Source organism: Streptomyces sp. KLMMK, from assembly GCF_036961605.1.
GTDB lineage: Bacteria > Actinomycetota > Actinomycetes > Streptomycetales > Streptomycetaceae > Streptomyces > Streptomyces telluris.
Genome location: NZ_JBAMDC010000032.1, coordinates 22,665 through 40,014, shown reverse-complemented (window position 1 = coordinate 40,014; position 17,350 = coordinate 22,665). Strand labels below are relative to the sequence as shown.

20 protein-coding genes and 2 tRNA genes are annotated in these 17,350 nt (G+C 69.5%); 13 read left to right on the top strand and 9 right to left on the bottom strand.

Features of this window, described 5'->3' with window-relative positions; translation table 11 throughout:
- The first annotated feature begins 6 nt into the window (after positions 1 to 6).
- Positions 7 to 816 (top strand): Fpg/Nei family DNA glycosylase, encoded by an 810-nt coding sequence (locus tag V7793_RS09160; protein ID WP_336004124.1) that lies wholly within the window; start codon positions 7 to 9, stop codon positions 814 to 816.
- Positions 817 to 862: 46 nt separating this feature from the next.
- Here the strand turns inward: V7793_RS09160 and V7793_RS09155 are convergent, their stop codons facing one another.
- Positions 863 to 2,092, bottom strand: coding sequence for a GNAT family N-acetyltransferase (locus tag V7793_RS09155; protein WP_336004116.1), 1,230 nt, complete (start codon positions 2,090 to 2,092; stop codon positions 863 to 865).
- A gap of 147 nt (positions 2,093 to 2,239) precedes the next feature.
- Between V7793_RS09155 and V7793_RS09150 the strand changes: the two genes are divergently transcribed.
- Entirely contained in the window at positions 2,240 to 3,379 is a 1,140-nt protein-coding gene (locus tag V7793_RS09150) for a PP2C family protein-serine/threonine phosphatase (protein ID WP_336004113.1), read from the top strand.
- Between the two features lie 49 nt (positions 3,380 to 3,428).
- Positions 3,429 to 3,872, top strand: a complete 444-nt coding sequence (locus V7793_RS09145; protein WP_336004110.1) for an HD domain-containing protein — start codon at positions 3,429 to 3,431, stop codon at positions 3,870 to 3,872.
- A gap of 32 nt (positions 3,873 to 3,904) precedes the next feature.
- Here the strand turns inward: V7793_RS09145 and V7793_RS09140 are convergent, their stop codons facing one another.
- Positions 3,905 to 4,984 (bottom strand): acyltransferase family protein, encoded by a 1,080-nt coding sequence (locus V7793_RS09140; protein WP_336004107.1) that lies wholly within the window; start codon positions 4,982 to 4,984, stop codon positions 3,905 to 3,907.
- 227 nt (positions 4,985 to 5,211) lie between these two features.
- Here V7793_RS09140 and V7793_RS09135 point away from each other — a divergent pair, with 227 nt between their 5' ends.
- Entirely contained in the window at positions 5,212 to 5,406 is a 195-nt protein-coding gene (locus tag V7793_RS09135) for a hypothetical protein (protein ID WP_168092540.1), read from the top strand.
- A gap of 72 nt (positions 5,407 to 5,478) precedes the next feature.
- On the opposite strand, the gene V7793_RS09130 is transcribed toward V7793_RS09135, so the two are convergent.
- Positions 5,479 to 5,552: transfer RNA gene (locus V7793_RS09130), tRNA-Gly, on the bottom strand.
- 186 nt (positions 5,553 to 5,738) lie between these two features.
- Here V7793_RS09130 and V7793_RS09125 point away from each other — a divergent pair.
- From V7793_RS09125 to V7793_RS09090, 8 genes are all read left to right on the top strand, one after another.
- Positions 5,739 to 5,815 (top strand) — tRNA-Pro (locus V7793_RS09125).
- Between the two features lie 159 nt (positions 5,816 to 5,974).
- The gene (gene tig, locus V7793_RS09120) at positions 5,975 to 7,327 is read left to right on the top strand and encodes a trigger factor (protein WP_336004104.1); all 1,353 of its coding nucleotides are present in this window, start codon (positions 5,975 to 5,977) and stop codon (positions 7,325 to 7,327) included.
- Between the two features lie 378 nt (positions 7,328 to 7,705).
- Positions 7,706 to 8,311, top strand: a complete 606-nt coding sequence (locus tag V7793_RS09115; RefSeq protein WP_058044443.1) for an ATP-dependent Clp protease proteolytic subunit — start codon at positions 7,706 to 7,708, stop codon at positions 8,309 to 8,311.
- 93 nt (positions 8,312 to 8,404) lie between these two features.
- Positions 8,405 to 9,058 (top strand): ATP-dependent Clp protease proteolytic subunit, encoded by a 654-nt coding sequence (locus V7793_RS09110; RefSeq protein WP_058044444.1) that lies wholly within the window; start codon positions 8,405 to 8,407, stop codon positions 9,056 to 9,058.
- Between the two features lie 142 nt (positions 9,059 to 9,200).
- Positions 9,201 to 10,490, top strand: coding sequence for an ATP-dependent Clp protease ATP-binding subunit ClpX (gene clpX / locus V7793_RS09105; RefSeq protein ID WP_030366476.1), 1,290 nt, complete (start codon positions 9,201 to 9,203; stop codon positions 10,488 to 10,490).
- 158 nt (positions 10,491 to 10,648) lie between these two features.
- Positions 10,649 to 11,542, top strand: a complete 894-nt coding sequence (locus tag V7793_RS09100; protein WP_336004097.1) for a hypothetical protein — start codon at positions 10,649 to 10,651, stop codon at positions 11,540 to 11,542.
- Positions 11,543 to 11,629: 87 nt separating this feature from the next.
- A complete protein-coding gene (locus tag V7793_RS09095) occupies positions 11,630 to 12,049 on the top strand; it encodes an ACT domain-containing protein (protein WP_336004096.1) in 420 nt (139 codons plus the stop codon).
- A 119-nt stretch (positions 12,050 to 12,168) separates the two neighbouring features.
- Complete coding sequence (locus V7793_RS09090; RefSeq protein WP_336004094.1) at positions 12,169 to 12,588, top strand: hypothetical protein; 420 nt, start codon at positions 12,169 to 12,171, stop codon at positions 12,586 to 12,588.
- Here V7793_RS09090 and V7793_RS09085 read toward each other — a convergent pair.
- The 3 genes from V7793_RS09085 to V7793_RS09075 all read right to left on the bottom strand — a co-directional run bounded on the left by V7793_RS09085 (position 12,585) and on the right by V7793_RS09075 (position 14,029).
- Positions 12,585 to 12,908: a hypothetical protein gene (locus V7793_RS09085; protein WP_336004093.1), complete on the bottom strand. Its 324-nt coding sequence runs from the start codon at positions 12,906 to 12,908 to the stop codon at positions 12,585 to 12,587. The genes V7793_RS09090 and V7793_RS09085 overlap by 4 nt on opposite strands.
- A gap of 143 nt (positions 12,909 to 13,051) precedes the next feature.
- Positions 13,052 to 13,639 (bottom strand): hypothetical protein, encoded by a 588-nt coding sequence (locus V7793_RS09080; RefSeq protein ID WP_336004092.1) that lies wholly within the window; start codon positions 13,637 to 13,639, stop codon positions 13,052 to 13,054.
- Between the two features lie 156 nt (positions 13,640 to 13,795).
- A complete protein-coding gene (locus V7793_RS09075) occupies positions 13,796 to 14,029 on the bottom strand; it encodes a GntR family transcriptional regulator (protein ID WP_336004090.1) in 234 nt (77 codons plus the stop codon).
- Between the two features lie 168 nt (positions 14,030 to 14,197).
- Between V7793_RS09075 and V7793_RS09070 the strand changes: the two genes are divergently transcribed.
- Positions 14,198 to 14,626, top strand: a complete 429-nt coding sequence (locus V7793_RS09070) for a hypothetical protein (protein WP_336004086.1) — start codon at positions 14,198 to 14,200, stop codon at positions 14,624 to 14,626.
- A 48-nt stretch (positions 14,627 to 14,674) separates the two neighbouring features.
- On the opposite strand, the gene V7793_RS09065 is transcribed toward V7793_RS09070, so the two are convergent.
- From V7793_RS09065 to V7793_RS09055, 3 genes are all read right to left on the bottom strand, one after another.
- Positions 14,675 to 15,610: a hypothetical protein gene (locus tag V7793_RS09065; RefSeq protein ID WP_336004083.1), complete on the bottom strand. Its 936-nt coding sequence runs from the start codon at positions 15,608 to 15,610 to the stop codon at positions 14,675 to 14,677.
- A 116-nt stretch (positions 15,611 to 15,726) separates the two neighbouring features.
- Entirely contained in the window at positions 15,727 to 16,422 is a 696-nt protein-coding gene (locus V7793_RS09060; protein ID WP_336004080.1) for a hypothetical protein, read from the bottom strand.
- Positions 16,423 to 16,490: 68 nt separating this feature from the next.
- The gene (locus V7793_RS09055) at positions 16,491 to 17,264 is read right to left on the bottom strand and encodes a hypothetical protein (RefSeq protein WP_336004077.1); all 774 of its coding nucleotides are present in this window, start codon (positions 17,262 to 17,264) and stop codon (positions 16,491 to 16,493) included.
- Between the last annotated feature and the right edge of the window lie 86 nt (positions 17,265 to 17,350).

Sequence of the window (17,350 nt, the reverse complement as noted above, 5' to 3'; positions counted from 1 at the left end):
ACCCCTGTGCCTGAAGGGCATACGATCCACCGCCTCGCGGCCGACCATCGTGACCTCTTCGCGGAGCGCCCCGTCCGGGCGACCAGCCCCCAGGGCAAGTTCTCCGACGCCGCCGCCCTCGTGGACGGCCGCCCCCTGGAGACCGCCGAGGCCCACGGCAAGCACCTCTTCCTCGGCTTCGGCGGCGGCGACTGGATCCACATCCACCTCGGCCTCTTCGGCAAGTACGCCTTCGGGACGGGGCACGCCCCGCCCCCCACCGACACGGTGCGCCTGCGCCTGGCGAACCCCGAGGGCTACGCCGACCTCCGCGGCCCCACCACCTGCGCCCTGATCACCGACGCCGAGAAGCAGGCGATACACGACCGCCTCGGCCCGGACCCGCTGCGCCCCGAGGACGACGGCGAGGCGGCCTGGCACCGCATCTCGCGCAGCCGCACGAGCGTCGCCGCCCTGCTCATGGACCAGAAGGTCATCGCGGGCGTCGGCAACGTCTACCGCGCAGAGGTCCTCTTCCGGCACGGAATCGACCCGTACCGCCTCGGCCGCGATCTGACCCGTTCCGAATGGGAAGGGATCTGGTCGGATCTGGTCGAGCTGATGCGCGAGGGCGTACGCAACAACAGAATCGACACCGTACGGCCCGAGCACACCCCGGAGGCCATGGGCCGCCCGCCCCGCGTCGACGACCACGGCGGCGAGGTCTACGTCTACCGCCGCGCCCGGATGGCCTGCCACATCTGTGGCGGTGAGATCCGCACCGCCGGTCTCGCCGCACGCAATCTCTTCTGGTGCCCGGGCTGCCAGCAGCGCTGACAGCCCCTCAGGAAGGCTGGCGGCCGCCGGGAGGACCCCGGCGGCGTCAGAAGCCGTGCGGCAGCCACGGCGCCACGTCGCTGCCGAAGGCCGCCGCAGCCTCCTCCAGCGCACCCTCGCGCAGCTCCCGCACCCGGCCGGCCCCCGCCAGCGCGGCGAGCGACACCCCGCCCAGATAGGCCGACCCCAGCTCCCGCACGGACAGGGCCAGGTCGGCCGCGTCCTCGGTGCGCTCGCAGGACGCCCCCTTCGCGTCGCCGGTCAGCCGCCACCGCCCCGCGTTCCAGGGGCAGAAGTCGTCGGCGACGTCCAGCACGACGTCCACCGGGCTGCGGTACGTCCGCGCGGCGAGCGCGCTCCCCACGTCGACCAGCCGCACGTGCAGCGAGTCCTTGACCCGCGGCTCGCACCGCCGGATGTCACTGACGAGATGCAGCAGCGGGTCGTCCACGGGACGGTTGTGGGCGGTCACGAGCGACGTCAGGTCGATCTCCGTCAGATAGCGCCACAGGGCGGCGTACGCGGCCGGGGTCAGCGCCTCCACGTCGCGCAGCAGCACCGTCCCGCCCGGGCCCGACTCGGCCCACAGCGGCCGGACCGCGTACCGCGCATACCCCACCGTCCGCCCGCCCTCCTCGGCGAGCACGCACTGCAGCGGCGAGGCGCCCTCGCGCCCGTCCGCCGGGTCCAGCAGCGGCACGGCCTCCCAGCCCGGCTGCCGCGCGAGCATGCCCGGGCGGGCGGCTACCCGGCGTGCGTAGACCGCCTCGCAGGCGTCGCGTGCTTCATCGGGCTTCGACAAGCGCAACCGCACCCCCTCCGTGCCCTCCGGGGCGGACACGCGCACGCGGGTCGTATCGATACGGACGCTCAGGGAGTGGGTCGCGATGCCGTAGCCGAACCGCCCGTAGATGTCCGGCTCGGAAGCCGTCAGGACGGCCAGGGGCTCGCCCCAGGCCCGCAGGTCGTCCAGCTGCCGCCGCATCATCTGCCGCAACACGCCGCGCCTGCGGTGCGTGGGCCGCACGCTCACCATCGTCACCCCGGCCGCGGGCACCCCGGCGCCCCCGGGAACCGTGATCCGCAGGGCGAACGCCCCGGTCGTACCCACCGCATCCGCGCCGTCCCAGACCCCGATCGAACGGTCGAGGCCGGCCAGTTCACGCCACAGCGCGGCTTCCTCGGGGGCCTCGGGGACCCCGCCGAACCCCAGCTCGACCGCGGTGTACCAGGCATCGAACTCAGCATCGCGAAGGACTCGCAACTCCGTCGTCATACCCCATGACTAGCAGCGACCCGGCCCCCGGGGCGAAGGAATTTCGCATAAGGGGCCGACCCTGCCGCACGGGACGTACCGTGCGCGGCCGTGTCGGCGCGGCGTGAGTCGACGCACCGCCGAATGGGTGGATAAGGTCACGATGCAATGACTGGCGGTGCGGAGACCCCGACGGCCCGGATGCGCAAGGCGTGGCACCGGGCCCGTACAAGCGTGCGCAAAGCCGGGGTCGACTACTTCCGCGGCGACGGGTCCGACTGGATCGCCCTCGCGGCCCTGCTGCTCACGGTCCCCGCCCTCGCCCTGACCACCATCGCGCTGCCCGCCTGGTGCGTGCCCACCGCCCTCGTCCTGCCGATCGTCGCAGGCGGCCTGCTGCTGCGCCCCGCCAGCCTGCTCGCGCTGTACGCCGCCTCCGCCGCGGCCCTCATCGCCGAGGCCGCCGTCCTCAACCCCGGCGCCTCCGGCGACGGCGTCCGCGTCACGCCCGGCACGATCCTCGTCGTCGCCGCCGTCGGCCTCCTCGGGCTGCTCATCGCCCAGTTCCGCAGCCGCGTCGGCGTGCCCTGGCGGCGCGGCGGCACCATGCTCTTCGACCTGCGCGAACGCATCCGCGTCCAGAGCAAGCTGCCCAAACTGCCGCGCGGCTGGCACCGGGAGATGGCGCTGCGCCCGGCCGGCGGCCAGTCCTTCTCCGGCGACTTCGTCGTCGCCGCCCGGACGAACGGCGGGCGCACCCTGGAGGTCGTCCTGACGGACGTCTCCGGCAAGGGCATGGACGCCGCCTCCCGCGCGCTCCTGCTCTCCGGCGCCTTCGGCGGGCTCCTCGGCTCCCTGCCGCCCCACGCCTTCCTGCCCGCCGCCAACGGCTATCTGCTCCGCCAGGACTGGGACGAGGGCTTCGCGACCTCCGTGCACCTCGTCCTCGACCTCGACAGCGGCGACTACGAGATGTTCTCCGCGGGCCACCTGCCCGGCCTCCAGCTCTGCGCCGGCACCGGCCGCTGGGAGGAGAAGGCCGCGGAGGGGCCGCTGCTGGGCGTGTACGACGGCGCCCAGTTCGACCCCATGAAGGGCACCCTGCAGCCCGGTGACGTCCTCATGCTCTTCACCGACGGACTGGTCGAGACCTCCGAGCGGGACCTCACCGAAGGCATGGACCGCCTCACCGGCGAGGCCGACCGCTACGTCTCCGCCGGCTTCCAGGGCGCGGCCTGGCACCTGATCGAGGCCGTCGCGAAGGACGTCAACGACGACCGGGCCCTGCTGCTCATCTGCCGGCACTGAACCCGGGCGGCACCGAGCCCCCGACGGCACCGAACCACGGAGGATCCGCATGACCGCTCTCGACCTCGCCGCCGTAGAGGCGCTCGCACGGCGCGCCCACGCCGCCCAGACCGACAAGGCCGGCCGCCCGTACACCGAGCACCTGGCGGCCGTCGCCGAGGGCGTGCGGCAGCGCGGCGGCAGCGACGAGCAGATGGCCGCGGCCTGGCTGCACGACGCCGTCGAGGACGGCGCGGTGACCGAGGAGTGGCTGGAGGGCTCGGAGCTGCCCCGCCCGGTCAAGGACATGGTCCTGGCCGTCACGAAGCGCCCGGGCGAGGCCCCGGAGGACTACGCGGCCCGCATCCTGGCCACGCCGGGAGCCCTCCTGATCAAGGAGTCCGACCTGGCGCACAACTCCGACCCGGAGCGGGCGAAGGAACTGGACGAGGCGACGCGGAGTCGCCTCGCGGCGAAGTACGCGCGGATGCGGCGGCTGCTGGGCCTGAGCTGAGGCCCCGGCCCGGCCCAGGCTCCGGGCCCCGGCTACTTACGGAAAGCCCACTCCATCCGCGGTTCCATCACGCACCGGAACACCCGCCGCACCGGCGACGTGCACAGCGCCGTCATGCCCGCGATCGCGATCAAGGTGACCACGACCTCGCCGACCGGCCGGCGGATCCACGCGGCCGCGTCGTACCACTCCCACCAGCGCGACAGCTTGATCAGGAAGCCGTGCAGCAGGTACCCGTACAGGGTCCCCGCGCCCAGCGCCGTGAACCACACCTTCCGGCGCGGCACCCAGGCCAGGAACGCCACCGTGAGCACGGCCGCGCAGGCGAACAGGGCGAAGGTCGTCACCGGGGCCGTCCAGGCCGGCTCGTGCAGGTCCTGGACGGCGCTGCTGCGGTAGAACCAGCCGGTGTCCAGGCCGGGCGCCAGCCAGTACGCGACCGCGAGCGCCGCGGCGAAGACCGGCACCGCCGCGATCCGCACCCAGCGGCGCCGCACGAGCTCGAAGTGCTCGCGCCGCAGGTGCAGGCCGATCACGAAGAACGGCAGGAACTGCAGCACCCGCTCCATGGCGAAGTCGCCGCCGACCTCGGGGGAGACCGCGGCCAGGACGGCGACGGCGAAGGCGACGGGGACGGGCCGGCGGATGAGCTTCCACACGGGGGTGGTCAGCCGCCAGATGAAGAGCGCGGCCAGGAACCAGTTCAGGTACCACGGGTTGAGCAGGGAAATGGGCTCCGGCGGCGCGTCGTCCTCCGCCCAGTGCTGGAAGTACGTGTAGGCGACTTCGAAGACCAGGTACGGCACGACCACACCCGTGAGCAGGCGCTTGAGCTTGGCGGGGCTCAGATCGAAGCCGCGGGAGAAATAGCCGGATATCAGGATGAACGCCGGCATGTGGAAGGTGTACACGGTCATGTAGAGCGCCAGCGCGGCGCGGCTGGTGTGGGAGAGCGGCTCCCACGCGTGTCCCAGCGCCACGAGGACGATCGCGAGGTATTTCGCGTTGTCGAAAAAGGGATCGCGCTGTGCCGGGGCGGCGGGCGCGGACGCCGGGCCGGGCTGCCCCGAGGGGATCACCGCGCGGGCGGGAGGTGTGACGGCGGGGGACATCCGAAGCACCCTAGCGGCGGCGCGGCGGCAGCCGCCACGCGGACCGTCAAGTCACCCGATTTCCACTGCCCACGGCTTTGCAGGCTGTTTCTGGACGAAGTGCCGATGAAATGTCACAGGCCCACGGAAACAGGGAAGTTGGTGGCACGATGGTTGACGGGCGAGGGCCGCGGGGAGCATGTCTCCCGGGCAGACCAGTGAGTATCCGACCGAGGGTGTGATCAGTTGTGGCCATTTCGCTGTCAGTGGTGCTGCTCTTGGCGATCGTGCTGGTGGTGCTCTTCCGCTCCAACAGCATCAAGGGCGGCCCGGCGATCGTCGCCATCCTCTTCGGCTTCTTCCTCGCCTCGACGGGCATGGCGCCGTCGATCCAGAGGTTCCTGAACTCGATCGCCGAGACGATAAACGGCATCAAGTTCTGAGCCGCGGCGCGCGGGCCGCGCAGGCCGTCGCACCGGAATGACAAACGCCTCCGGCAGGGCCGGAGGCGTCGGTGGAGCGGGCGACGGGAATCGAACCCGCGTAGCCAGTTTGGAAGACTGGGGCTCTACCATTGAGCTACGCCCGCACGCGCCGCGAACCCGGAAAGGGCCGTGCGGCACGTTGTGCATCGTAGCGGGTCCGGGCCGTGCACCGCACGTCACCCCTTCGGCCCCCCGTCGCGCGCCGCTTCCGCGCCGCCCGTGCTTCCCGGCGCCGACGTTAATCAGGCCACCGTTACCCCCGCGGGCATGTACCCTACGTCTCGCACTTACGGGGTGTGGCGCAGCTTGGTAGCGCGTCCGCTTTGGGAGCGGAAGGTCGTCGGTTCGAATCCGGCCACCCCGACCACACACGACCACGGTCAAGATCACATTGTGGGGCTCATCCTGCTTGCGGTTACTATGCAAGCTGCGCGCCCGTGTGTCTGCACCACCGAGTCTGCCTACCGGGCGCGATCCGCTGAACCTCAGCAGAATCACCAGAAGTCAGCCCCAAGGAGACCGAACCGTGAAGAGCGCCGTGGAGACCCTGAACCCGACTCGGGTTCGGCTCACTGTCGAGGTGCCCTTCGAGGAGCTCAAGGCCAGCCTCGACGCGGCGTACAAGAAGATCAACCAGCAGGTCACGGTGAAGGGCTTCCGTCAGGGCAAGATCCCGGCCCGTGTCATCGACCAGCGCTTCGGCCGCGGTGCGGTGCTGGAGGAGGCCGTCAACGACGCGCTTCCGAAGTTCTACACCGAGGCGATCAACGAGGCCGAGCTGAACCCGCTGGGTCAGCCCGAGGTCGACATCACGGAGCTGAAGGACGGCGAGCTGCTGTCCTTCACCGCCGAGGTGGACATCCGCCCGACCCTCGAGATCCCGGACTACTCCGGCATCGAGGTCACCGTCGACTCCGTCGAGGTCACCGACGAGGACATCGAGAAGTCGCTCGAGCAGCTGCGCGACCGCTTCGCGACCACCTCCCCGGTCGAGCGCGCCGCCGCCGAGGGTGACATCGTCACCGTCGACCTGGAGGCCAAGGTCGACGGCGAGGTCCTCGAGGACGGCGTCGCCAAGGGCGTCGACTACACCATCGGCTCCGGCCAGCTGCTCGACGGCATCGACGAGGCCGTGACCGGTCTCGAGGCCGGCGGCACCGCCACCTTCACCTCCGAGCTCAAGGGCGGTTCCGCCGAGGGCAAGGAGGCCGAGGTCAAGGTCGACGTCACCGCCGTCAAGTCCCGCGAACTGCCGGAGCTCGACGACGACTTCGCCCAGCTGGCGAGCGAGTTCGACACGCTGGAGGAGCTGCGCGCCGACAGCCGCAAGCGCCTTGAGCGGATGAAGAAGTTCGACCAGGCCACGCAGGCCCAGGAGAAGGTCCTCGACGAGCTGATCAAGCTGGTCGAGGTCCCGATGCCCGAGAAGCTGCTCGAGGACGAGGTCAACACCCGCAAGCACAACCTCGAGCACCACCAGCTGGGCCAGATGGGCCTGGACCTGGCGAAGTACCTGGAGATCCAGGGCAAGTCCGCCGAGGAGTTCGACGCCGAGCTCAAGGAGCAGGCCGAGAAGGGCATCAAGACCCAGTTCATCCTCGACGAGATCGTCAACAAGGAGAAGGTCTCGGTCGGCCAGGAGGAGCTCACCGAGCACCTCATGCGCCGTGCCCAGTCCTCCGGCATGAGCCCCGACCAGTTCGCCCAGGCGGTCGTCGAGGGCGGCCAGGTCCCGATGCTCGTCGGTGAGGTCGCCCGCGGCAAGGCGCTGGCCACCGTGGTCGAGGCCGCCACCGTCAAGGACGCGTCCGGCGAGGTCGTCAGCCTGGACGACGAGGACGAGGACGGCGAGACCGCCGAGGTCACCACCGAGGCCTGAGCCCCGGCAGCCGCATAGGGCGGCCGCTCAGGCAGCCGCACCGCAGCTACGGACGGGTCCGGACGTTTTCACGCGTCCGGGCCCGTCCGCGTCCCCGGGGCCCCCGGGATCCCCGGGCGGCCCGAAGGTGCCCCCAGGGGCCTCCCACGGCCTCTGCGGGCCGCTGTGCGACCTGCGGAACCTGCGCTCAGAGCGAACAGTTCCTGATGCGGGATGGCGCCCGCCGAACAGCGCGTTAGGGTCCGTAGATACGAGGGCAGGGGAGACATGGCAGCGCGCCGGCGAGCAGTCCGGCCGAGCCGGACCCCGGTCCCCGGAGAAGACGCGGAGACGGCCCGTTGCCGTCAGAGACGAGCAGGTGGATACGTGACGAATCTGATGCCTTCCGCCGCCGGTGAGATCGCCATCGGTGGTGGCCTCGGCGACCAGGTCTACAACCGGCTGCTCGGGGAGCGGATCATCTTCCTCGGCCAGCAGGTCGACGACGACATCGCCAACAAGATCACGGCGCAGATGCTCCTCCTGGCCGCCGACCCGGACAAGGACATCTACCTCTACATCAACAGCCCCGGCGGCTCGGTGACGGCCGGCATGGCGGTCTACGACACCATGCAGTACATCCCGAACGACGTGGTCACCATCGGCATGGGCCTCGCGGCCTCGATGGGCCAGTTCCTGCTGACCGGCGGCACCCCGGGCAAGCGCTTCGCGCTGCCCAACACCGACATCCTCATGCACCAGGGGTCCGCGGGCCTCGGCGGCACCGCCTCGGACATCAAGATCCAGGCCGAGCAGCTGCTGCGCACCAAGAAGCGCATGGCCGAGATCACCGCGCACCACACCGGCCAGACCGTGGAGACGATCATCCGCGACGGTGACCGGGACCGCTGGTTCACCGCGCAGGAGGCCAAGGAGTACGGGATCATCGACGAGATCATCACCCACGCTTCCGGCGTTCCGGGCGGCGGCGGCACCGGGGCCTGAGCCCCGGCGCAGTACGTACCGCCAGAGAGCCCGCTTCCGGGCCGGGAAGCTGCTTCCCGGCCCATCGACCGCCACCAGGATGGTGAAACCCGCATGAACATCTCGTCCCCGAGCGGCCTGTACACCGGCCCCCAGGCCGAGGCCCGCTACGTCGTCCCGCGCTTCGTCGAGCGCACCTCCCAGGGCGTCCGCGAGTACGACCCGTACGCGAAGCTCTTCGAAGAGCGCGTGATCTTCCTCGGCGTGCAGATCGACGACGCCTCCGCCAACGACGTCATGGCGCAGCTGCTGTGCCTGGAGTCGATGGACCCGGACCGCGACATCTCGATCTACATCAACAGCCCCGGCGGCTCGTTCACGGCCCTCACGGCCATCTACGACACGATGCAGTTCGTGAAGCCGGACATCCAGACGGTCTGCATGGGCCAGGCCGCCTCCGCCGCCGCGATCCTCCTCGCGGCCGGCACCCCGGGCAAGCGCATGGCGCTGCCCAACGCCCGCGTGCTGATCCACCAGCCCTCCAGCCAGACGGGCCGCGAGCAGCTCTCCGACCTGGAGATCGCCGCGAAGGAGATCATGCGGATGCGTACCCAGCTGGAGGAGATGCTGGCCAAGCACTCCACCCAGCCGATCGAGAAGATCCGGGACGACATCGAGCGCGACAAGATCCTCACGGCCGAGGACGCGCTCGCCTACGGCCTGGTCGACCAGATCGTTTCTACCCGCAAGAGTTCCGTAAACGTTTGATCGCCGTGCCGCTGGTATCCCCCTTGAGCCGACCGAGTAAGGCCAAGGGGGGCCCGCTCGGGGGGCCCGGCAAGGTACCGTCGATAGGCAAGCACCCGGGTTCGCAGTGCAAGGCGGATCCCAGGCGAAGGGGAAGCACCTCGTGGCACGCATCGGTGACGGCGGCGATCTGCTCAAGTGCTCGTTCTGCGGCAAGAGCCAGAAGCAGGTGAAGAAGCTCATCGCGGGTCCTGGTGTGTACATCTGCGACGAGTGCATCGACCTCTGCAACGAGATCATCGAGGAAGAGCTCGCGGAGACGAGCGAGGTGCGCTGGGAGGAACTCCCGAAGCCCCGCGAAATCTACGAGTTCCTCGAAGGCTATGTCGTGGGCCAGGAGGCCGCGAAAAAGGCCCTCTCTGTCGCCGTCTACAACCATTACAAGCGCGTGCAGGCCGGTGAGACCGGCGCGCACAATCGCGACGACGGCATCGAGCTCGCCAAGTCCAACATCCTGCTGCTAGGCCCCACGGGCTCCGGCAAGACGCTGCTGGCCCAGACCCTGGCCCGCATGCTGAACGTCCCCTTCGCCATCGCCGACGCCACCGCGCTGACGGAGGCCGGCTATGTCGGCGAGGACGTCGAGAACATCCTGCTGAAGCTGATCCAGGCCGCCGACTACGACGTCAAGAAGGCCGAGACCGGCATCATCTACATCGATGAGATCGACAAGGTCGCCCGTAAGAGCGAAAATCCGTCGATCACCCGGGACGTGTCGGGCGAGGGCGTCCAGCAGGCCCTGCTGAAGATCCTGGAAGGCACCACCGCCTCGGTCCCGCCCCAGGGCGGCCGCAAGCACCCGCACCAGGAATTCATTCAGATCGACACGACGAACGTGCTGTTCATCGTGGGCGGCGCCTTCTCCGGCCTGGAGAAGATCATCGAGTCCCGGGCGGGCGCCAAGGGCATCGGCTTCGGCGCCACGATCCGCTCCAAGCGCGAGATCGAGGCCAGCGACCAGTTCCAGGAGGTCATGCCGGAGGACCTGGTCAAGTTCGGCATGATCCCGGAGTTCATCGGCCGCCTGCCGGTCATCACCTCCGTCCACAACCTGGACCGCGAGGCCCTCCTCCAGATCCTGGTCGAGCCGCGCAACGCCCTGGTGAAGCAGTACCAAAGGCTCTTTGAACTCGACGGCGTCGAGCTGGAGTTCGACCGCCCCGCCCTGGAGGCCATCGCCGACCAGGCCATCCTCCGCGGCACGGGCGCGCGCGGCCTGCGCGCCATCATGGAGGAAGTCCTGATGTCGGTGATGTACGAGGTCCCGTCGAGGAAGGACGTCGCCCGCGTCGTCATCACCGCGGACGTCGTCCACTCGAACGTGAACCCCACGCTGGTCCCGCGCGAGCCGCGGATCGTGGGCAAGGACGAGCGGCACGAGAAGAGCGCGTAGCGCGGTTGGTTGGTTGGTTGTGAGGGCGCCCGGCTTTATGCCGGGCGCCTTTCTGTTGTACGAGGGGTCCATAGAACTGATGAACGATCCGATGTCCGAACGGGTGATCGGGTTTGGAATGCCGGACGCGGCTCGGGCAGCACTCCTACGGTCGGATCATGGTTACAGCGAACCACGAGGCATCGCACCGGATCTTCCAGGAACGGCCGGAGTTACTTGTGCCGGTGTTCCGGATCCTGGGCGTCCCCCTGCCGGAGCAAGCGTCCGTCGAAGTGCTCTCGCCGGACGCCACGGAGATCCGACCACTGGAGCGGCGCGTGGACAGCGTGCTGCGTATCCAGTCGAGTGACAGCAGTAAGAGCTTTCTTCTGGCCATCGAGGCACAGGGGCGCCGCGACAGCGACAAGGCGGTCAGCTGGGCGTACTACCTCGCGTTCTTGAAGGCCAAGTACGGTCACCCGGCACTGCTGCTGGTGGTCTGCCAGGACAAGACGACTGCGGAATGGGCGGCGGGCCCCTTCAAGCTCGGGCCCGAGGGCTGGAAAGCGCTGTCCGTACACCCTCTGGTTCTGGGCCCCGGGAACGTCCCGCCGATCATCGACGCGGAGGAAGCCGCCCAGAACCTGGCCATGGCAACGTTCTCGGCCATGACGCACGGGCGCGACCAGGATGCCCCGGCCATACTGGACGCGCTGGCGCGTGCCCTGGGAACGGTCGACGAAGAGTCCGTCGCGTACTACTCGGAACTGCTGGAGATCGGTCTGGGGGAAACCCCGGCGAGGGAGACCTGGAGGAATCTGATGACCATCCGCACGTATTTCCCCGGCCGGGGCACGCTCATCGAGGAGACGCTCCTGAAGGGCGAAGCCAAGGGCAAAGCCAAGGGCAAGGCGGAGATGGTGCTGCGTGTGCTGGAGCACCGCGGAGTCCCCGTGTCCGCCGGGGACCGGGAGCGCATCGCGGAGTGCACGGAGCTGGACATTGTGCAGGGCTGGGCCGACCGCGCATTCACCGTCTCCTCCACCGAGGAGCTCTTCGCCGAGGAGGGCTGAGCGAGCGGTAGCGTGGAAGAGGGCGTCCGGACGAGTGCCGGGCGCCCTTTCGTGTGTCCGTGCGTGCTCGTACGTAGGGTGGCGGGCATGGCAGGAGAACGCGATCTGACGAAGCTGCTGAGTGGCATGAGGCCCGAGCTGAATGCCGGGCGGTATGTGTACACGACCGTTGAGGGGGAGGCGCCCGCGGGCGTGGCCCCCGTGGTGACGGTGCGGGAGCCGGAGGGCCTCACCCTGGTCGTACGGCAGGAGGAGGCCGACGCGGCCGGCCTGCCGTACGAGTACGTGGCGGGCTGGATCACGCTGCGGGTCCACTCGGCGCTGGAGGCGGTAGGCCTCACGGCAGCGGTCGCCCAGGCCCTGGCCCAGGCCGGCCTCAGCTGCAACGTGGTGGCCGGCTTCCACCACGACCACCTCTTCGTCCCGTACGAGCGGGCGGAGGAGGCGGTGGGGGTCCTGGAGGCGCTGGCGAGGGCGGCCGAGTGGGACCAGGAGGGGTCTTCGTAGGAAGACAGGGAGCCCGGCTCCTGGTGGCTGATTCGGGCTCTGGCCGGGGTCTGCGCGATGGGTTGAGTATGCGGTGGTCCGTCCGTATCGACGGATCAACCGACCTTCGGGAGAAGGACATGGCAGGCCACTTCATTCTCAGGAGCATCAGCAACAGCGATCTGACCATCGCGACGAGCAAGGGCGCCACCTGGTCCGCTCTGCAGCACGGCAGCATCGGTTGGAACACGGCTTCCCGCGCCGTACTGTCCAAGGCCCTCGCGGGCCAGCCGATCGGCAACCGCGACGGACTGCCGCCTCACCGCTACCTGGAGTCGAAGGCCAGTGTCGGCGCCACGCTGGAGAAGTACCTGCGCAGCGCCGGCTGGGCCGGCCAGCTCATCCGGCCGGCCAGTGCCGGCCTCGGACTGCGGGAGCTGAGCCCCAAGGCAAAGGCGGCCTGGGACCGTGGCGACCACACTGGTGCCTTGGTCGAGCAGTTCCTGCACGGCACTGCGACCGTCGAGGTCTACTACATCAGCGGCACCGAGATGAGCTAGGCATGGGCGTCGACGGACACGGTGACGTCCCCGCTGCCGCCGTTGTTGATTTCGGTTGACACCCCGCCGGTGACTGGCCCTTCGTTCGGTGTGTTCGCCAGTAGGTTGAGCTGAATTGGGCCGTTGGCGATGTTTCTGAGGCTGAGCGAGCGATTGATGTCGAGGAGCGCCTGATCCGACCTTCCGGCCGGTCCCTGGGCCGAGGACGCCGTTACGGCGTTGGCGGTGACGAACGCTCCTCCTGCGAGGACGGCTGCGGCCGCGATGGCCGCAGCCGCCCACTTGGGCAGGGGCGGCACTCTGGGAACGGGAACGCGCATGAGGATCACTTCCCTGTCACACCGTGATGGGCTCGAACGGCCATGAGATACCCGGGCCTTCGCCCCCTCGACCCGACCAGGCGCGCAGGCGCCACCCCGCCTCACCGCGCGCCGGGCAATGCGCCCCCGGTGTCCGCCGCTCGTCACAGAGGGAGGAAGGTGACCACGGCCGTGCCGTCATTGTGTTCGATCTCGCCGCCGGCCAGACAGGCCTTTCCCTCGGTCAACGAGCTGTAGACACCGTTGCCGTTGAAGTGGTGGCCCACGAACCACGTCCCGCCGGTGACGGTGCCGGTCCACTCGTACACCCGCGTGCCCTCCTGACGCGGCAGTGTGGAGACGGTACCGGTCAGGGTGCTCTCGCCGGTCCGCTGCCCGCTGCCCGTGGCGGACCAGTGGTCGGTCTCGGTGATCGAGGGAGTGATGACCTGGCTGATGTCCGTCTGCAGACACCCCGTGACGGACTTGACGGAGCCCTCGAATGAGCCGCGCCAGGTGCGGGATTTGAGCAGGGGAAGCGAGGAGCAGGAGTATTCGCCCGACCAACTGGTCGTCGTCGGGCGAGGGGTGACTCTGAGGGGCGGGCTGAAGGTGTAGTGGATCCGCCCGGTGCAGGTCCCGGTCGCGGGGCCGGCCGTCTCACCATCGGCGGAGGCGGGTCCGGGCAGGCCGAGCACCAGAAGGAGGGGTAAGACGCCGACCGTTACCGGGGAGAAGGCGCGCTTACGCATACCGCGGTGATCCTTTCGGGAGGGACCTCGGTGTCGCTTGCGCTGCACAGTCTCCACAGGGACGGCGCCCAGCCTCCCACCGGCCGCACAGCCGACACGCCGGACCCAAGCCCCCACACCTCCCCCTGCTGCCAGCCTGTTCTGACCTCGGCCGACCTACGGCTGCGGGGTGACGTACGAGCCCATGCCCGGTTCCGTGTAGATGAGGCCGTCGGCTCGCAGGCCGCGGTGCACCTTGTGAGCCGTCGCCGCCGCGATGCCGAACTCTTCTGTGAGCTGGTTGATGGAGGGAACGCGTGAACGTGGTGGGTACGTGCCGTCTTTGATGCGCTGTCGGATCACATCGGCCACCTGACGCCAGCGCGGGATGTCGGGAACGAATTCGATCACACGGGCACGCTACGCGTTTCATATGGTTCGCAGCAATGAGCACTTAGCTTCGGATTCTTGGTTATCTAGGTGTACCAGGTCTACTGCGATAGCGTCTCGCGCATAGGAGACCCCGGCGACCGCTGGCACGGTCCCGGGGCGTGGCCAACGCCTCGAAGGAGCGTCGACATGCGCAACCTTATCCGCCGCTGGTTCCGCCGCGTACGGCGGATTTCCGCCCCCGAAGCATCGCCCGTACCGAAGCCCCGCGCCGTCGAACCCGAACCCCGCCCCTCGCAGGACTCCTCCTGCAGGGTCTACGTCTGGGCCACCGCCCACGGCATCGACCTCCGGCCCCGTTCCCCGCTGGGCGCGTGCACCTGCGCCGCCGGGGGTCATCAGCAACCCCTGCCCGGCATCGGCGCGTTCGTCATGGACACCCGGGACGGTGCCGTCGGGCAGGTCATGCGCAACGGCGGGCCGCAGCTCCTGCTGCGTACGCTCGCGGGCGGCAAGGAGTGGGAGGCCGCATCTGATGTGGTTCGGCCCGTCACCGAGGCCGAGCTCCTCAGTGCCAAGGTGCAGGCCGCCAACACCGCCAGCAGGTGGGGGAAGTAGGCCGAGCGCGGTGACGGCCGCCCCTGCGGCGGCCGTCACCGTTCGCTGCTACTTCTCCTTGCGGACCTCGCTGCGGACCTTGGCGGTCGCCTCGGCCAGCTCCTTGGCGGACATCACGTTGCCGGTGGCAGTGCTGCCGCCGTAGGGGCTGTTGCTCTTCGTGACCGTGTGCCGGACGACGCCGAGGGCGCTCGAGTCGCCCCACATGCACTGGCTCGACTCGCTCGTGGTCGTCATGGTGCCCACGGAGTACGTCATCTTCTTCGTCGCGCACTTCATGACCGCGCCGTCGAAGCCGCCCGGGGAGACCTCCGCCCAGGGCGCGACCGTCTCGATCTTGATGCCCATGCTGCTCGAGGACGAGTTCTTCTTCTCGTCCTCCTCCGACTTCGCGATCATCGCGTCGACCGTCTTCTTCGGGTCGGCGAGCTCGCCGTACACCCCGATCAGCGTCAGCCGCTGCTTCTCCGCGTTGGAGTAACCGCCCGAGACGCCCGTGCCGTTGGCGATCCCCAGCTCCTTGGCCTTCGCGTCGTCGGTCAGGTCCTTCGTGTCCGTCTCCTTGGAGCCGGGAGCGCTCACGCTGCTCTTGGTGTACTTCCCGTCCAGCAGCTTGTCCGGCATCACGATGGTGTACGGCTTGACCTCGCCGTCGCCGCCCATGAAGTACATCGCACCGGCGATGAGCGCGCCCACGACCGCGACCGCGCCGATCGTGATGCCGATCGCCTTGCCCTTGCCGCCGCCCTGGGGCGGGACCGGCGGGGGGTACTGGCCCGGGTAGCCGGGCTGGGGCTGCTGGCCGTACGGGGCCGGCTGCTGGGGGGCGCCGTAGGGCTGCTGCGGGGCGCCGTAGGGCGTGCCCGGCGGCGGGGGCGGCGGCGGGTAACCGTAACCGGGCTGGCCGGCGGGCGCGCCCTGGGCGTAGGGGCCCGGCTGCTGGGGCGGCTGCTGCCCGTACGGGCCCGGCTGGTTGTAGCTCATGCGACTCTCTCGATCCATGGGGGGACTCGTGTGACAGTCCCGCTATCCTTCCGGATCTCTTAGGTGGTCCTTACCGCAGAGCGGCAACGGTTTCGGAACAGTTCTGCTCCGCACGGCTACTTCGGCTTGCGGACCTCGTTGCGGATCTTGGTCGTGAGCTCGGCCAGCTGGTCCGCGGGCAGGCCGTCCGACTCCTGGGCATCGCCGCCGCTGCCCATGGAGTGGCTGACGACGAGTCCGACGGCGCCCTTGTCGCCCCAAATGCACTGGCTCGTGGTCTGCGAGTACTTTGTGTCGACGATGGTGAACGCCAGCGCGTCCTGCTTGCACTTCAGGACCGCCCCGTCGAAGCCGCTCGGGCGGTAGTCCTTGTACTCCCCGCGCTTCCGCTCATCACCCGGCGGCTGCGTGGTGTCGTCCTCGCCGGCCTTGTCCATCTCCTTGATCATCTTGTCCACGGCCTTCGCGGGGTCGGGGATCCTGCCGTACATGCCGATGACCTGGAGGCCCTGCTTCTTGTCGTTCCTGTAGCCGGCGTTGTCCCCCTCCACCTGCTCCAGGCCCAGCTTCTTCATCTCGGCGCGGTCCTCGGCGTCGGGATCCTTCCTCTCCTTCTTGCCGGGGAGCTGCTTGTACTCGCCGTCCGCCAGGGTCTTCGGCAGTTCGATCGTGTACGTCCCCGTCTTGTCGTCGTTGCCGCTGACCATGTACAGGCCGCCGCCCATGAGAGCTCCCAGCACGGCCAGGACCCCCGCGCCGATGCCGATCGCCTTGCCTCTGCCGCGCGGCTGGTCGTTGGTCGTGTCGTGCATCGGATGTCCCCCACGTCTCTTTGTCGATAGAAGTCGGGGTACATCCTTTCTTGTCGTTTATTCATCCCTTACTGCGGGGTCCGCGCCGCCGCCCGCAGTTCCCCCGTCGCCTCCGCCGCCTCCGCGATGCCCGCACCTTCACCCAGGGCCGCGCCCACGACGCCCACCGTGCTGTGGTCCGCCCACACGCAGTACGGGAGGGTCAGGCCCGCCCCGGAGTCCCGGGCGCCGTCCGCCGGGGTGAACCGCACCGTCTGGCACTTCATCACCGCGTCGCCGCCGCGCAACCCCCGCGGGCTCACCCCTACCGGGCTGCCCTCGATCTCCTCCCGCGCGACGCCCTGCTCCACCGGCCGCTCCCGCGCGTCCTCCGCCATCGCTTCGAACATGCCGTCGACCGCCCGCCCGGGGTCCTTCACCTCTCCCCATACGCCGCTGTACATCAGCATCCCGTCGCCCGCGGAATAGCCCGCCGTGACGCTCCCCGCGTCCCGCACCCCCAGCTGCCGCAGCCGCTCCAGGTGGTCCGCGCGGAAGGTGCGGTCCACGGGGGCGTCCCTGCGGAAGGTCCCCACGCGCTCCGGCGCCGTCAGCCGGTAGTGCGTGCCGCCGTGCGCCGAACTGCCGCCGCCCGTGAGGAGCAGAAAACCGCCCAGAAGTGTGCACATCAGGATGAGTGAACCGATTGCCGCGGCGGCCATCACCTTGCCCCGGCCGCCCCGCCGGTCCGGCACCGGCGGCGGCCAGACGGCCGCGCCGTAGCCGTTCGGGCCGCCCGGCTGCGCGTAGGACCGGGGTGCGGCGGGAAGCGGCTCGTACAGGCCGGCCTGCTGGTTGCTCACGGCTTGCTCATCGTTCTCTCGTCGCTTCTCTCGTGGCGTGGGCGTCATCCTTGCCGATCCCGCGGCTATCGATTCGAAACCCCCGC